This window comes from Mesorhizobium sp. M1322 (genome assembly GCF_040318085.1).
In the GTDB taxonomy this organism is placed as follows: Bacteria; Pseudomonadota; Alphaproteobacteria; order Rhizobiales; family Rhizobiaceae; genus Mesorhizobium.
On the sequence record NZ_JAMYLP010000081.1, the window covers coordinates 1 to 15,709 of the forward strand.

Sequence of the window (15,709 nt, forward strand, 5' to 3'; positions counted from 1 at the left end):
ATCATACTCCCCCCCCCCCCCTGACCACTCCCCGCGCGGGGGCGGGCGGCATGTTCGTTTTTACACCGCTCCTTTTTTGCGGCGGTCTCGTCCCAACCGCGCCCCGGGGCCCCCCGGGGGCCCGGGGTTTCTTGGGGACCGGGACAGGTCAGGCTTTCTGCGCGTGCTCCAGCGCGAACTCTTCTTCCGGCGACAGGATCAGCTTGTGGCGGCCGACCAGGCCGAAATAGATGATGGCGATGGCGAACCACAGCGCCACCCACACCACGCCCTTGGTGAAATTCGCGTCCTGGACCTGGTAGAGCAGGGTGACCACGCCGATGACGATCGTCAGCACGGCGCCGGGGACGCCGAGCGGGCTGCGATAAGGACGCTCCATGTTCGGCTGGTTCCGGCGCAGCAGGATGAAGGACACCGCCTGCAGGATGTAAGAGAACATAGCGCCGAACACCGCCATATTCAGCAACACCGAGCCGATGAGCGAACCGGCCGTCTCGCCGCCAAGCGCGAACCACATGATCAGCATGATGCCGAAGCCAACGATGGCGCCTGCAAACATCGCCACATACGGCGTCTTATAGGATTTATGGGTGACCGACAGCGCGGACGGGAAATAGCCCGCGCGGCTCAGCGAATAGACCTGGCGGCCCATGGCGAAGATGATTGTGTGGAAGCTTGCGATCAATCCAACCAGCGCGATGAGGCCAAGCAGCACTGCGCCGGAGTCGCCATAAATCGCCCGGAACCCGTCAAGCAAAGGCTCGGCGGAAGTGGCGAGCTTGAAGGAACCAACGCCGACGACCGACGGGTTGAGCAGCACGATCATGAAGGCAGAAACGATCAGCGTCAGCATGCCGGCGATGATGCCACGCGGCATGTCGCGCTTGGGGTCGACCGATTCTTCCGCCGCCAGCGGAAGCTGCTCGATCGCCAGGAACAGCCACACCGCGAAGGGCAACGTCGCCAGCACGCCCGACAAGCCGAACGGGAACATCGAGCCATTGCCTTCGGGAAGTTCCATCGCCGCTCCGTCCGGGCCGACGCCGATGTTCAGCGCCCAGCGCGAAAAGTCCATGTTCGGGATGGCGCTGATCCAGAACACGATCAGCACGGCGAGCGACAGCAGCGTCACGACCAGGGTGACGCGGAAGGACAGCGCGACGCCGAAGATATTCAACGCCAGGAACAGCCCATAGGTCACCAGCCACCAGAGCGGTGGCCAGACGCTGGAGTCGGGAAAGGCGACCGACCAGATGCCTCCCATATAAGAGCCGATGAAGAAGGCGATGACGGCCGGTGTCACGACATATTCGACGTTTTCGCAAAGCCCGGTGATAAAACCGCCCCACGGCCCCATCGCCGTCCGGGCGAAGGAGTAGGCAGCGCCGGTGTGCGGCAAAGCCGGGCTCATCTCGGCGATCGAGAAGACGAGGCCGACATACATGATGGCTATGATGATGCCGGCCACCAGCATGCCGCCCCAGCCGCCCGTCCCGAAGCCGAAATTCCAGCCCGAGAAATGTCCGGAAATGACGGCGCCGACGCCGAGCGCCCACAGATGCCAGACATTGGCGTGACGCACCAGTTGCCGGTCCTCGAAATAAGATTTGTCGCGCTTCGCGTATGCGACGCTGCCGACTTGCTTCGTATTACCGCCTGCCATTTGAGAGTCCCCTTCTTCTTGTCAGTTGACCGGTTCCACCGGATGGCCAAGCCCGCGCCGGCCAGATCCGTGGGATCCGGATGACGGCTCGAGATCGGAAAAAATCCCCGTGAGCAGATCCGCCCATTTCCGCTGCCCGGCTTCGTCGGATATTTCGTCGTTGCGGATTTCGATCATCGCGCAGGGCAGCCCCCGCGGGCGCGCGTGCCGTTCCAGGGTGAAATAGACGCGGTCGGCCGGCGAATAGGGTTGGTTGACGCCGACCGTGACGCCAGCGAGCCGCTGCAGCGCGGCGACAAGCGGCGCTGCCAGCCGGCGATCCTCGTCATGGATGATGCCGATGTGCCAGGGCCGGCTCATACCCTTGTAGACCGGGTTGAAGGAATGGATTGAAACCAGCCGCGTCTCAAGCCCGCGCGCCAGCCTTTTGTCGACAATACTCGCGACCGCGTCATGGAAGGGTTGCCAGGACAGAGCGATGCGCGCGGCGCGCTGCTTTTCCGACAGGCCGGCATTGCCCGGAATGGTCGTGGTCTCGCTGACCGGCGGCACAAGGTCCGGCGCGTCGAGCGGGCGGTTGCAGTCGATGACAAGGCGCGAAATGCGGGTCTCGACCAGCGTCGCGTCGAGCGCGTCGGCCATGCGGCGGGCGACTGGCAGCGCGCCGGGGTCCCAGGCGATGTGGCGGGAAAGTTCTTCGGCAGCAAGGCCGAGCGTTCCGAATTCCGGCGGCAGGAAGTTGGAGGCGTGGTCGCAGGTCAGCACGAATGGGCTCGAACCGCCAGGGTTGGTCACCCTCACGGTTCCAGACGATGCAAGGCTGGCGGGCCGTGCTGTCTCCATTGTCTGCAGTCCCCGGGGAGCGCTGTATCGTATGTTACGTATTTTGCCTCATTGCGTCCCTGTGGATGATTTCATACAGTTTGTCAGGCTTTGTCAAACGCGATTTCGGGTCAAATGCGATTTCGGCAAAGCAGCCAGGGGTGGGGAAAAGATGATTTCGAGCATTGCCGAACTGATCTCGGACCGCATCGGCACGATGCCGGCGGGCGAACGCCGCGCAGCGCAAGCGCTGATCGCCAACTATCCGCTGATCGGCCTGAAGACGGTCGCCGAGTTCTCAGCTGCCGCCGGCGTCTCCTCGCCGACCATCCTGCGTTTCGTCGCCCGGCTCGGCTTCCAGAACTACCCGGAATTCCAGTCGGCGCTACAGGACGAGCTGGCGGCACAACTGCAGTCGCCGGCGTCACGGACGCTCAACCCGCCATCGCCGAACGGCGGCGCGGCGTCGCCGATGCTGGAGGCAACGCTCGACAACCTGCGCGAGACGTTCAGGCACCTGTCCGACAAGCAGCTTGCCGACATCGTCGCAAAGCTTGCCGACCGGCGCGGTAAGACCTTCCTGATCGGTGGCCGCTTCACGGATCCGCTGGCGCGCTATATGGCCGCTCACCTTGCCATCATCCAGCCCAATGTCTTTCACGTCGCCGGACAGGAAAGCGTCTGGCGCGACCGGCTGATCGACATGGGCAAGCGCGACGTGCTGGTGATCTTCGACATCAGGCGCTACCAGGACAGCCTGATCCGTTTCGCCGAGACGGCGCATCAGCGCGGCGTGCAGATCGTGCTGTTCACCGACCAGTGGCTGTCGCCGATCGCCCGCTTCGCCCGCCATGTCATCGCCGGGCGCACCGCCGTGCCCTCAGCCTGGGATTCTTCGGCTGCCCTTTTTGTCGTTGCCGAAACGCTGATCGGCGCGGTCACCCGGCAGCTCGAGGCCGATGGCGCCAAACGCATCCGCGAGTTGGAAAGCCTGCGGTAGGACGATGCGGGCTGAACCCGACCGCATGATCGCTTCCGCGCCGGAGAAGGCGGCTTGAACCGGGCCCTGCGGTCTCTGGCACTTCTTCCATTACGAACGTGCTTATCTAGTTCAGCGCGGCCGCGTCCAACATGCACGGCCGTCAGCGTGGCTTTGCGCTGAGCTGAACGGGCACGGTCTCAATCAATTTGCGCGACAGGATCATCGACTGCGTCGTCGCGACATATCTCTTGAAATGCGGCGATGCGATATGCGCCCGATACGCCTCCTCGCTGGCGTAAATCTCGAAGAACCGAAGACTGTTCGGCTTGTCCTTCTCGGCCACCGAGTAGATGGCCAGCACGCCGGGTTCGAGATCGATGGCGTCTTCCATCTCTTCTTTGACGGCGGCCTTGTAGGCGTCGAGCTGGGCCGGATCTAACCAATTCGGCAACGCGGACCACTGTCTCATCGCGCTCCTGCGCTTGAACGGCACTTTCTCGCCACCCATGATCAACGCTCCGACAAGCAATACAGCTTTGACATCATACCTATTCTTGAACATCCTGATTACCTTAAGAACGCGCCGGATCTGCATGGCGGCGGCCAAACGGCCGGAACCATTCGGCCCGGGCTGTTGGTTCCATCAGGAAACCGCCGAGCAAACGGAAGCCGCCATCGTATAGCCTCCTTGCAGAACTTCAACTCGACTGCGGCTGGCCGCAAACGCAAAACGGCCCGCGCGAGGCGGGCCGTTTTTTGATTTGGTTGCGGGGACACGCAACCACCGATACCGACAATCATTGATCGTTTCGATTTGATAATGCTAGGCCGCGCCATGTTGGCGAATTTTTAGGCCCGGAGGGTCAACGTCTTCTATACAAATTCAGTATGTTAGCGGCTGGTTCGCCCATCCTTTTCCCTCGTATGTTCTCAGACGGTCTGGCGAACCAGAAGACCATCAGAAGGAATGAGCCTTCACATTGTCAATATGTCTGGCTATGCCGCCGCTGACGATGAAGTGGCAATCGTTTCGGCGGTACATGTTCTCCCACTCGATTGTTCAAACAGGATATAACCAATTGAAATCACTGGGAAATAGTTTTCAGCGCCGCGTAAATGCCGACATCAAGACCGTCAAAAAGCTACGCTTCTGATTTCAAAGGGAAAATCGCCGCAAAAAATATATTTGAGGTTTCACCAACTATCGGGACCAATCGGCGATTTTTTGCACTTCACGGCGTTCGACGGCGTGCCTCAAGCGTCTCACCGCTCTCCTAGCGCTTTTTTCAGTTGCAAAATCAATGGTCATGGTGGGCCGGAGGATGTTTGGAACAAAAGCAAATCAGCCCTTATGGATCGGTGGGACTTCGTAGTATTCAAATCTTTTAAACGCGGCGCTCACCTTAACGCGCGATGAAAGGAGGGTCATGACGGTGTTTCCGTCTCACATTGGTAGGTCGCGTAGCGCCAACTGCGGCACTTGATCGGGGCGAGGTTGAAAGGCCTATTGAAAGCTCACGTTCGACGCGCTGGGCCTACCGTGTTCCCAGCCGTCATCGAACCGTTAGCGCGTGTTGTTTTTGAACGATTCAAAGCGGAATTCCATCGCGACGAAAATGAGCTGCCGGAGCGCTCTCAAGAATTCTTTGTTATTCCACATTTCTCGATCCCTTTAAGTGACACCTAATGAGGCGACGCGGCGTCTCATCTAGGCAAGTGTGTTGTTCCTTCCAACATCGCTTTCAGCGCCGTCAACGCAGCCGCGGCAGTATGAGAAGTTGCATCTCTGATGAGCCGGGTGATGGTATTTTCGGCCATCGGTCGCGCATCGATGAGGCGAGCCATGAGTTCGACAGGCACCCCGTTTTCGAGCAACAAATTCGTTGCTTGCCGGTGCGGCAGCAAGTTGAACCAGAGGTAGCCGGATTCCCGCCGGGCCGGGTCGATGTCTCCCCACAGCCTGACGCGTGAAATTCCGCCATCGGGAAACGCATCGAGCCGCACGAAGGAGAATTTGGATGTGCCGGCAGGCACCGGGAAGATATGTCGTGTGTCCGGTTGCAGCCGCCGACGCGATAGCAAAGGCGTCCACTCTGCTGAATCTGGGGACAGATAATTAACTCCAAAAAGTGCGACTTCGGCCGACGCGTTGTACTTGAAATGCGCGGTGTCGATCTCGACTAGCCGGAGCGTGCCCGGCAATGCCAGGCGGATCATCACATGATCGTTGCCGTCATCGCGCCGCCGCCGCGTCTCCCAGCCCTCTCCCATAGTGCACGCCTTGTCGGGGCGATTGAGCATCGCTGCTGAGGTATAGAAGCCATCGCTGCTGGCCACTACCTGGCCGCCGTGATCCTGGCTGGCGAGATCGATGGTGAGCCCGTCGAACAGGCGCGGATCAGGCACGACCTGCCCGAAGATGCGCAACCGCGCGATGCCGCCGTCCGGAAAAACCGACAGGCGGATGTGGGTGAAGCGGTGCTTCTCGGAAACCTCGAACCGGTTGTGCGTGTCGCCCTTAAGGGGCGAGCGCGAAACGATCTCGATCCATTCGGTGTCTACGGACTGGAGTTCCTTCGGACTCGGATAGCCCTCAACGCCGCAGGCTTCTATCATGCAGGTGGTCGGAAAATTGCCGGTGAAGAAGCTGGTGTCCACATCGACCGCGGTGATAACGCCCGGCGTACCGAGTCGAATGAGCGCCCAGTCGTGCCCCGGCTCGCGCCGGCGTTTCGTTTCCCATCCGTCGACGATCTCCCCGCGAGGGCCATAATGGCCGGGCTCGAAAGCAGCCGGCGTCGTTGTCAGAAGGCTCTCTTTGTCGCCGAAGGATTCGTCGCTGGCCGCCAGGACGCTGCCGCCCAGCCAGCGCGAGGCGAGGTCCACCTCGGCAGCAAAATTCTCCTGCAGCTCGGGCATAGCATAGGCATCCGAGGCGACGCCGCTTTGTGGCTTTTCGATCACGTTCATCGACGGCCTCCGAGTCGGATGGCGGAGCGGATTTCCGCGGGACGTGGCTTCACACCGAGCGCCTCGGAAAAAGGCCAGCCAATGATCTGCTTGGCGTCCGGTTTCGAATAAGTGGAGATCTTGCTGGTCTTCAGCTTGAGCCCGATGATTGCTTCGGCCAACCGAACGGCGGCGGCGACGCCGTCGATGACAGGCACGCCGAGTTCGGACGTGATCGCCTCTTCCAAGCCCGCCATGCCGGCACAGCCAAGGCAGATCACTTCTGCATGGTCCTCTTTGACCGCCTTGCGCGCCTGTTCGACGATGGAACGTATGGCGCCGGCCGGATCCTGGTCGACCTCCAGCGTACTCATGCCGTTGGCGCGCACCGAGGCGCAGCGGTCCGCAAGGCCGGACAGCCGCAGCCGGTCCTCGATAGCCGGCACCGAGCGCTGCAATGTGGTGACGACCGAATAGCTGCGTCCGATCATCATCGCCATGTGGGCCGAGGCCTCGCAGATCTCGATAACCGGTTGCTCAATCAGTTCCTGCAGGCCGTCGCGGCCATGCTCGCCGAAGCCGGCCATCACCACCGCGTCGAAAGGCTCGTCATAGGCAAGCACGCGGTCCATCACGGCGACGGCCGAGATGTAGCTCTCGAAATTGCAGTCCACCGCTTCGGCGCCGAAGAAAGGCGTCAGCGTGACGACCTCGGTGCCGGCCGATGCCGCCCGCCGGGCAGCCTCGTCTATGACATCCGACATCGACTGGCTTGTGTTGACGTTGACGACCAGGATCTTCATCTCAGGCACTCCTTCTCAATGCATGTTCTGTTCGATCGCGCGAACGCCATCCTTTGCAACCAGCACGCCACGCGGGTGGCCGAACAGCTCGATGCGGCGGCCGCGCAGGAACGTCTCGCGGACGACCCCGCACAGCGCCTTGCCGGCATAGGGGGTGACCGGATGGCGGTGATGCAGACGCGCCGGATCGACGACGAATTCTTGCTCAGGCGCAAAGATCGCGAAGTCGGCGTCACAAGCGACGGCGAGCCGCCCCTTGTGGGGTAAACCGGCGAGCGCAGCCGGGCGTTCGGCCATCCAGCGCACCACGTCGGCCAGTGAATGGCCGCGCCGTCGGGCCTCACTCCACACCACCGGCCGACCGAGCTGCAAAGAGGAAATGCCGCCCCAGGCGGCGCCGAAATCGCCTGTGTCAGGCTCCTTCATCGCTGGCGTGCACGGCGAATGGTCGGAGACGATCATATCAAGCGTGCCCTCGGCGATGCCGGCCCACAGCCTGTCGCGATTGCTGGCCTCGCGGATCGGCGGACCGACCTTGGCGACGGTTTCGCCGGCGCCGATCTCCATAATGAGCCGTGGCGCCGATCAGCTTGACCCCGTGCTCGAAAGCCTGGTGATACGGCCGCGCGCCCTTGAAGCTTGGCAGGAACGAATGGTGGATGTTGATGACCTTGCCGAACAGGCGCCCCGCGAGGTCGTCGGAATACACTTGCATGTAGCGGGCCAGGACTACGAGGTCGGCGCCGACGTCCTCGATCACCGCCAGTATCCGGCCTTCCTGTTCCTGCTTGTTGTCCTTCGAGATCGGCAGGACGTGGTAGGGAATGCCTGCCCATGCCGCAGTTTCGCGGCTGTCTTCGTGGTTGGAGATGATCGCTGCGACCTCGGCTTCGAGCCAGCCAACACGGATCTGGTAGATGAGGTGCAGCAATGCATGATCAAACTTCGAGACCATGATGACAATTTTCGGCCGACGGCTACGCTCAAGCAGGCGGCTGCTCAAGCCGAAGCGGTCCACCACAGGGGCAAGTCCCTTTTTGATGGCGTCGGCAGACACCCAGGCGGGCGCCGAAAAGGCAATGCGCATGAAGAAACGGTTCGAGGCTCGGTCCCAATGCTGGCTGCTTTCAGCAATGTTGGTGCCAAGGTTGGCAAGTTCAGTCGTCACCGCCGCCACGATCCCAGCCTGGTCTTCGCAGGCCAGCGTCAGAATGAACGACAGTCGAAGCGCGGCACAATTCATCGTTCGTTGACCCGCGACCAGCACGCCTCGCGATAATCGCTGAACCAGGCAAGCGTCTTTTCCCATCCACCGAATGGGAAGAAATGGAGGTGTAGCGGCGCGGTCGGCGCCGGGTAGCTTGCCGCCATGGTTTGCAAGACCTCGGCTGGGTTCCGGTCGGCCACGATGTTGAAGAGGCCGCTGGCGGAACGCCTTAGCGCCGCGATCGAAGGACCAACACCGCACATCATGGCGAACCGGATGAGTTTGGTAAGGCTGGTCACGCCGGCCAGACCGACATGAACCGGCAGCCCGGGATGCGCCGCATGCAGACTGCTCGCCCAGGCGGCGATCATGTCGCCATCGAAGGCGAATTGCGATACGACCCTGGCTTCCAGCGACCGCTCGACACAGATGTCGAGCTTGCGCCGCAATGCGTCCGTCAGCACGGCTTCGACGATGCTTGGATGCCCTTCCGGATAGCCGGCGACGAAGGCGGTTTGTATCGTACTGTCTTTGACCACGGGATGGGCGAGCAACTGGGTTGCCTCTCCCAACGGCCCTGGAAAGAGAGCCGGATTGCCGCCCAGAAAGAGCGCTTCGCTTATCCCGTTTCGACTGTGGGCGGCGACAAGATCGACATAGTCCTGCTCCGAATTGAAGTTCAGCGCGCCCAGATGTGGCACCGGCACAAAGCCCAACTCCTTGATCCGGTGAGCTGCTTCGATTTGCAAAGCCTCGGGCTTGCCGGGAAGGTGAGTAAGAAAGACGCGCGAGCCAAGCGGAAAGCAGTCGGCTTGTGGCGCAAAGGTGCGTGCCTGCGCCGGCGCTAGCTCGATCGACACCTCCGCGTCGAACGCAAATGCAGCCGAACCTCGTGTCTGGATAAGCTCTTGGCGCATGTCGTTCATGATCTTTCCAGGTCTCTCCCGACCAGCTTGACGATTTCGCGGCACCGTGGGCCGCGGCAATGGGAGCCGGGCAGACCAGCTGCCCGGCTTGTCGTCACGGGAGGATGCAACGACAGGACTCTCAGTTCTGGAAGCAGCGTTTCGCTAGCCGTTGGCGGCGCGTTTGAGCGACAGGAACGGCAGCGCCACGACACGTGCGCTGACATCGACCGCCACGCCATCCTTGTTCCACTTCAGCGTGAGCTCGGTGCCGGTCTCGGCGGCCTCACGCCGCAGATGGCCGAAGCCGATCATCCTGCCGGTCGAAGGTGACCAGGCGACGCTGCTGGCGTGCCCAACTTCCTTCCCGTCGCGGAAGGCTTTCAGCGGGTACCACTGCACGCGCCGCAGATTTCCGGGCGCATCGCTCTCGAGCCCCTTGCCGTCGACGGCTTGCGACCAGTCGATGTCGAGCCCGACAAGCTGGCGATGGTCACCTGTGTTCGACATGCGCTGCAGCGCCGCCTTGCCGATGAAATCGGCCTTGCGAAAATCGATCAGCCGGCCAAGGCCGAGGTCGAAGGGGGACGCACGATACTTTCCAGCTGCCTGAATGCCGGCGCCGCCATGGTCTGGCCCGGCACTTGTATAGTCGTAGCCGACGATTAGCAGCCCTGCTTCGAGACGCGCGATGTCGAGCGCCCAGGCGCCGGCAGGAAGGATGCCAAAAGGCTTGCCCGCCGCCTCCACTGCATCCCACACGGCGGCGCCGTCATCTGCCTTGACCCACAATTCATAGCCATGCTCACCGGTAAAACCCTGGCGCAGGATCTCGACCCGTCTGCCGGCAATTGCGACAATGGCCAAGCGAGAGAACGGCAATTCCTGCACGGATTGCGTGACAGCCTCCAGCACTTCACGGGAACGCGGTCCCTGCAAGGTGAGGATGCCGTAGCTATCGGATATGTCGGTGACACGGACGTCGAGGCCTTCGGCATGCTGCTTCCACCAGGAAAGGCCGGGATCGGCGGAGACGCGGAAGGTGGTTTCATCCATGCGGAAAACCAGACCATCGCCGACGACATGGCCGTTCTCGTCGCACCACGGTGCATAGTAGATCTGGCCGACCTGCAGCTTCTTGATGTCGCGCGGGATGAGCGCATCCATCATCTCTCGGCAGCCGGACCCGCAATGACATATTTCGATAGTGGCGACATGTCACCCATGGCCACCCTGTTGCGGATAGCCGCCAGTTCCTCGACCATGTCGGAGTAGCAATCGACGACCATGTTCCTGTCCCAGCGCATCCAGAGTGCGTTCTGGTTCAGTGGCGCCGTCCGTTCGACGAAGGGCGTGCCGCGAAAGGCGACATGGGCATCTGCCACCACGCTCAGGCCGGACGTGAATTTGATGTCGGTCATTCCAGGTCTCCTCCCGGTCGCAAGGCACTTTGCCGCGACATTCGACAACGGGTGAGGAACAGCGCACCTCGCGCCATGGAAACGAGTCCATCCAAGCGCAGACCGCAGGACGGTTCCCTGCGAGCAGGAACCCGCTCAATCAGATGTCTCTTGTCTCATCCGTATCTTGGGTGAGACTTTCACTTCGCAGCGATTTTCGGAATGCCCCCGGTTGCCGACGACATACCCGCAGTTCAACCTGAATATTTGAAGCCGTCGTTGGATTGCTTTCGCTGTCAGCCCACCGGCAAATGCCAGCTTGCGGTAGACTAGGTAACGCCGTTGCACCGCACAAGCTCGGCCCGTTCAGCCGTAGCAGCGAAGCCTGAATTGGCAGTCAGCGGAATATGGGGAAAGGCGGTAGCGCTCTGGCGCTACCTCATCAACCACACCAATCTCAAGTGCCGATGCATCCGATCCGCCCCGAAATGGGCGGCCATCGGACACCGCATCATCTTCGAGCGAACTTCAACGGACCCTTTTGCACGCTGCAATGTCCTAATTGCCGCACGGACGATCGCATGCCGTTCCCACATTGCTCTTGGTGCGTACATTGGCCCACTCGATCACCTAGAAAGGGAACAACGTACGTGAACTATAGCGCACCTCTGCCATGCGCCAATCCAGAGACATCACGGGGCGAAGTCTGATGATAGTAGCGCACCTGCTTGACATGGACGGGGTTCTGATCCGCGGCGGCCAGCCGATTGCAGGCTCGGTCGACTATGTCGCCGGGCTGATCGCCACCGGCAAGCCGTTTCAGATCTTCACCAACAACTCGCGCTTCACGCCGGAAGACCATGCGGAGCGTTTGAAGACGGTTGGGCTTCCCTGTTCAGCCAGAGCACATCTACACGTCGGCGCTCGCCACTGCGCGATTCGTGGAGCTGCAAAAGCCCGGATCAACCGCGTATGTCATCGGCGAAAATGGCCTGGTCGAGGCCCTGCGGCACGCAGGCTGTAGGATCACGCAGTTTGCCCCAGATTTCGTCGTCCTCGGCGACACCACTTCGTACCACTACGAGCAGATCGCCACCGGCGCTGAGCTTGTGGCAAAGGGCGCGTGGTTTCTCGCCACCAATCCGGATGCCACAGGCCCGACCGAGCGTGGCTTCCATCCGGCCTGCGGCTCGATCGCAGCACTGATCGAAAAGGCCACCGGCCGTCAGCCCTATTTCGTCGGCAAGCCGAACCCATTCATGATGCGAAGCGCGCTCGATCGCCTAGGAGTTAGTGCAGCCGATACCATCATGGTCGGAGACAGAATGGATACGGACGTTGTCGCCGGATTGGAATCTGGCCTGAAGACAGCCCTTGTACTTACTGGGGTGAGCACGCGACCTGACATGGACCGGTTTCCATTCAGACCGGACCACGTGATCGAGCGCCTCGCCGATCTTGGCGAGATTCTCATGAAGGAATGACCATGTGGAAACGACGCGCGTTGGTGCTACTCGGTCGGTCGCAATCTCTTTGCGGGATTCCGTTGGCGCGAACCCCTCGTCTTCGCAACACCCTTGACTGACTGACCTCAATTCCGAGGACACCCAATGTTGTATCTGGTCACCCATGGAAATGCTGACCTTTGCCGAGAAGAGAAAGCGGAACGTCCGCTTTCGGGATGATTGGGCCAGAAAGCCGACCTCATCGAACGTAATGTCGACGTTTTGGACGAGAGCAGTCGTTCAGGAAGAGGCGGTTAGCAGCACATCTGACCATTGTCGTCGTTGTCAAACGTGTCTTTTTCAAATGGTCGATGTATTGCCTGCCACGGCGGCTTGGATCAGCCGATCAGCTAAGATGGCCAGGAACGCAATCGACAGGCCGGCGATCAGGCCCATACCGGCATCGGCCTTGCCGAGCGCAACATAGACCGCCTGTCCGAGATCGCGCGTGCCGACCAGGGCGGCAATAGCAAGCATGGATAGTGCCGCCATGATGGTCTGGTTGAGCCCAAGCATGACCACCGGCAGCGCCAGCGGCAGCTTCGCCTGGAATAGTGTCTGCGCCGTTGTCGCGCCCATCTGTTCGACCGCCTCGACAACATCGGCCCGTACATGGCGCAAGCCATGCTCGACATAGCGGATCGGCGGCACGATGGCGTAGAGCATGATTGCGATCAGCGCGGTGAACTCGCCGACCTTGAAGAACATCAACGCCGGAATGAGGAAGACGAATTGCGGCATCGTCTGCAGCGTATCGCAGACCGGCTTCAGGATGCGCGAAACCCGCTCGCTATAAGCGGCCCAGACGCCGAGCGCCCCGCCGATCACCAAGCAAAGCAGCACCGCCAGCGTACAGAGATAGAGCGACTGGACCAGCGCCCCCCACAAGCCGTTGACGAGGATCAGCAGAAAGCCTGCCGCGGCAAAGAACGCGAGCCGCAGGCCGGCAACCTGAAAGGCAAGCAAGGCAACGCCGAGGATGAAGACCGGCCAGGGGAAACCGAGAAAGCCGGTGTAGAGCAAGGTGCCGGCGACCAGCAGCGCCAGCGCCTGCCGCCAGTTGAAGCGATGCAGCAGCGATGCGGAGGCGAACAGAACGGCGCCAGCATAGATCGCGTTCGCCATAGGCGAGAACGTGAATCCCCAAATGGCGGGAACGGCAGCGCCCGAGATGCCGATCCTGAGCGGCAGCAACAGGCAATAGAGCACACCGTTGCGCAGGCCGTTGAAGAACCAGGCATAGTCGCGCACGAGGCCGAGCAGCCATTGATTGACGCCGCCGACCTGGATGCGCAGCCCACTGGCCGGCAACAGCGTTTCATCCGGCAACAGAACACGGATGGCGATCGCCAATGCGACTGCGAACAACAACAACATCACCAGCTTGCGAGTGGTCATCCAGGTCATGGCCGCTGTCGGTCCAGTCGAGCGTTCCCTGGCAAAGCCGATCGTCAGCCGGTCGATGAGGATCGCGAGCAGTGCGATCACCAGGCCCGACAGAATGCTCTGGCCGAACTCGGCCTTGCGCATCGACGAAAGCACCTCCCAGCCAATGTCCTCGAAGCCGCCGATGATGGCGGCGACGATCACCATCGACAATGCAGCCATCGTCGTCTGGTTGAAGCCGACCAAAATCTGCGGCAGCGCGGTCGGCACCTGTACATGCCAGAATTGCTGGCGGCGCGTGCAGCCGCTCATCAATCCGGCTTCGCTGATATCGGGGGGCATGCGATTGTGTTGCGCACCATCGGCGGCGTCGCATAGATGGCGCTGGCGATCAGCCCGACCACGGGGCCGAAGCCGAACAGCAGAAGCAGCGGGATGAGATAGGCGAAGGCCGGCACGGTCTGCATCAAGTCGAGCGCGCCCAACAACACCGGGCACTTGCCGGGCCTGATATGTCCAAGCACGCCAAGCGCGAAGCCGAGCACGGTGGAGATCGGTACGGCAAGCAGTACCAAGGACAGCGTGCTCATGCTTTGCGGCCAATAGCCGGCAACCAGGATGTAGCCGAGCGCAAGCACGGCGAAAACCGCCAGCCGGATGCCGCTCGATTTCAGCGCCAATGCCGCCACCGCCAGCATAACCGCCGGCCATGGCAGCCAGACCAGGACGAGACGAGCGCCGCGCATCGGCGCTTCGAGCGCTGCGGAAAGGGCTCGGGACGCCGGCTGAACGACGGTCACGACGGTGTCCGTGACCGCGTTCACGCCTGCCGCGAGCGGCAGGGTCCATTCCTTGGGAAATGTCACCAACCAGGGGAAATCGGCTTTCAGGATGAGACACAGCAGGGAAGCAGGGCCGGCTCCATTGCGACCCTTGGCGGGGGTCGGAACGACGTGGCCGGCGCCGTCACGACCGTGTTCGCCTTGTCTGTTCCCGCTCCAGCACGGCAAGCACGGCCCCAGCGGTCAGCAGCGCCGGCGGGCCGACGCCCTCGCCCTTCACGCTGAATTCACAAACGCCCGAAGCCAGACGTGGAATAAGATCCTCCAGGCTGGCATCGGCGGCGATGCTTTCATCAGGCACCGCCGCTCCGTTCAGCGGTGCTGCGAGATCACCGGCCCTGATGACGCGCAGCAGCGGCATGTCCTCGGTGAACTGGGCGACATAGTCGTCGGCCGGGTTGAGCACGATATCGGCCGGACGGCCGATCTGGACGATCTTGCCGGCCCGCATGATGGCGAGCCGGTCGGCCAGCCTAAAGGCTTCGGCCATGTCGTGGGTGATGAAGACGATGGTCTTCTTCAGCATCCGCTGCAGACGCAGGAATTCGTCTTGCATCTGCCTTCGGATGAGCGGATCGAGCGCCGAGAACGGCTCGTCGAGGAACCACAGTTCCGGGCCGACTGCGAGCGAGCGGGCGATGCCGACGCGCTGCTGCTGCCCGCCTGAGAGCTGATGCGGAAACGAGGTCTCACGGCCTTCGAGGCCGACCAGCGCAATCATTTCGCGGGCGCGGGCTTCGCGCTCCTTGACCGGCTTGCCCTGGATCTTCAGTGGGAACGCCACATTGCCCAGAATGGTAAGGTGCGGCAGCAGGCCGAAATTCTGGAACACCATGCCCATGGCATGGCGGCGCAGTTCGATGAGTTCCTTGCCGGTGGCTTTCAGCAGATCCCGGCCGTCGAGGAGAATTTCGCCTGCGCTCGGCTCGACCAGCCGCGACAGGCAGCGCACCAGCGTCGACTTGCAAGAGCCGGAGAGCCCCATGATGACGAAGATCTCGCCGGTCGCCACCTCGAACGTGGCATCGACCACGGCGGGCAGATGCGCTTCCGAGCGCAGCCGCTCGGCCAGCGCGTCCGGCTCGATGATGTAGCCGCGTGAATCGAAATAATAGGCAGGACGCCGCCCGTAGACCTTCCACACATTGCGGCAGGCAAGCTTGATTCGCGGTGCGGCAGTGTTCATTCGCTCAGGCCCTCGCGCGACCGAAACCCGGCTTCGCTTGATGCAAAGCCAGGTTGGCA

15 protein-coding genes and 1 pseudogene are annotated in these 15,709 nt (G+C 61.7%); 3 read left to right on the forward strand and 13 right to left on the reverse strand.

The window, feature by feature from the left end; genetic code table 11:
- Positions 1 to 148 precede the first annotated feature (148 nt).
- Positions 149 to 1,663, reverse strand: coding sequence for an amino acid permease (locus NKH12_RS23745; protein ID WP_352955382.1), 1,515 nt, complete (start codon positions 1,661 to 1,663; stop codon positions 149 to 151).
- A gap of 21 nt (positions 1,664 to 1,684) precedes the next feature.
- Positions 1,685 to 2,506, reverse strand: coding sequence for an N-formylglutamate amidohydrolase (locus NKH12_RS23750; RefSeq protein ID WP_352955383.1), 822 nt, complete (start codon positions 2,504 to 2,506; stop codon positions 1,685 to 1,687).
- A gap of 151 nt (positions 2,507 to 2,657) precedes the next feature.
- Here NKH12_RS23750 and NKH12_RS23755 point away from each other — a divergent pair, with 151 nt between their 5' ends.
- Positions 2,658 to 3,485, forward strand: a complete 828-nt coding sequence (locus NKH12_RS23755; protein ID WP_352955384.1) for a MurR/RpiR family transcriptional regulator — start codon at positions 2,658 to 2,660, stop codon at positions 3,483 to 3,485.
- A gap of 142 nt (positions 3,486 to 3,627) precedes the next feature.
- On the opposite strand, the gene NKH12_RS23760 is transcribed toward NKH12_RS23755, so the two are convergent.
- From NKH12_RS23760 to NKH12_RS23795, 8 genes and pseudogenes are all read right to left on the reverse strand, one after another.
- Positions 3,628 to 4,074, reverse strand: coding sequence for a putative quinol monooxygenase (locus tag NKH12_RS23760; RefSeq protein ID WP_352955385.1), 447 nt, complete (start codon positions 4,072 to 4,074; stop codon positions 3,628 to 3,630).
- A 1,097-nt stretch (positions 4,075 to 5,171) separates the two neighbouring features.
- Positions 5,172 to 6,437 carry an allantoicase gene (gene alc / locus NKH12_RS23765; RefSeq protein ID WP_352955386.1) on the reverse strand — a complete coding sequence of 422 codons (1,266 nt, stop codon included), beginning with the start codon at positions 6,435 to 6,437 and terminating at the stop codon, positions 5,172 to 5,174.
- Positions 6,434 to 7,219 (reverse strand): aspartate/glutamate racemase family protein, encoded by a 786-nt coding sequence (locus NKH12_RS23770; RefSeq protein ID WP_352955387.1) that lies wholly within the window; start codon positions 7,217 to 7,219, stop codon positions 6,434 to 6,436. The genes alc and NKH12_RS23770 overlap by 4 nt, the downstream gene beginning before the upstream one ends.
- Positions 7,220 to 7,234: 15 nt before the next feature.
- Positions 7,235 to 7,780 carry an amidohydrolase family protein gene (locus NKH12_RS23775; protein WP_352955404.1) on the reverse strand — a complete coding sequence of 182 codons (546 nt, stop codon included), beginning with the start codon at positions 7,778 to 7,780 and terminating at the stop codon, positions 7,235 to 7,237.
- Between the two features lie 4 nt (positions 7,781 to 7,784).
- Positions 7,785 to 8,462, reverse strand: a pseudogene (locus NKH12_RS23780) (formyltetrahydrofolate deformylase); the annotation flags it as partial.
- Entirely contained in the window at positions 8,459 to 9,352 is an 894-nt protein-coding gene (locus NKH12_RS23785) for a methylenetetrahydrofolate reductase (protein WP_352955388.1), read from the reverse strand. The gene NKH12_RS23785 and the pseudogene NKH12_RS23780, both read right to left, overlap by 4 nt.
- A gap of 144 nt (positions 9,353 to 9,496) precedes the next feature.
- On the reverse strand, positions 9,497 to 10,501 hold the full coding sequence (locus NKH12_RS23790) for an aminomethyl transferase family protein (RefSeq protein WP_352955389.1): 1,005 nt from the start codon (positions 10,499 to 10,501) through the stop codon (positions 9,497 to 9,499).
- Positions 10,498 to 10,752, reverse strand: coding sequence for a hypothetical protein (locus NKH12_RS23795; RefSeq protein ID WP_352955390.1), 255 nt, complete (start codon positions 10,750 to 10,752; stop codon positions 10,498 to 10,500). Before NKH12_RS23795 ends, NKH12_RS23790 begins: the two co-directional genes overlap by 4 nt.
- A gap of 712 nt (positions 10,753 to 11,464) precedes the next feature.
- On the opposite strand from NKH12_RS23795, the gene NKH12_RS23800 reads away from it, so the two are divergent.
- Together NKH12_RS23800 and NKH12_RS23805 are read left to right on the forward strand one after the other, a co-directional pair.
- On the forward strand, positions 11,465 to 11,755 hold the full coding sequence (locus tag NKH12_RS23800; RefSeq protein ID WP_352955391.1) for an HAD family hydrolase: 291 nt from the start codon (positions 11,465 to 11,467) through the stop codon (positions 11,753 to 11,755).
- Complete coding sequence (locus NKH12_RS23805; protein WP_352955405.1) at positions 11,640 to 12,215, forward strand: HAD-IIA family hydrolase; 576 nt, start codon at positions 11,640 to 11,642, stop codon at positions 12,213 to 12,215. Before NKH12_RS23800 ends, NKH12_RS23805 begins: the two co-directional genes overlap by 116 nt.
- A gap of 321 nt (positions 12,216 to 12,536) precedes the next feature.
- Here the strand turns inward: NKH12_RS23805 and NKH12_RS23810 are convergent, their stop codons facing one another.
- The 3 genes from NKH12_RS23810 to NKH12_RS23820 all read right to left on the reverse strand — a co-directional run bounded on the left by NKH12_RS23810 (position 12,537) and on the right by NKH12_RS23820 (position 15,650).
- Positions 12,537 to 13,934 (reverse strand): ABC transporter permease subunit, encoded by a 1,398-nt coding sequence (locus NKH12_RS23810; protein WP_352955392.1) that lies wholly within the window; start codon positions 13,932 to 13,934, stop codon positions 12,537 to 12,539.
- Positions 13,934 to 14,422, reverse strand: a complete 489-nt coding sequence (locus tag NKH12_RS23815) for an ABC transporter permease family protein (RefSeq protein ID WP_352955393.1) — start codon at positions 14,420 to 14,422, stop codon at positions 13,934 to 13,936. Before NKH12_RS23815 ends, NKH12_RS23810 begins: the two co-directional genes overlap by 1 nt.
- 166 nt (positions 14,423 to 14,588) lie before the next feature.
- Positions 14,589 to 15,650, reverse strand: a complete 1,062-nt coding sequence (locus NKH12_RS23820; RefSeq protein WP_352955394.1) for a quaternary amine ABC transporter ATP-binding protein — start codon at positions 15,648 to 15,650, stop codon at positions 14,589 to 14,591.
- Positions 15,651 to 15,709: the final 59 nt, after the last annotated feature.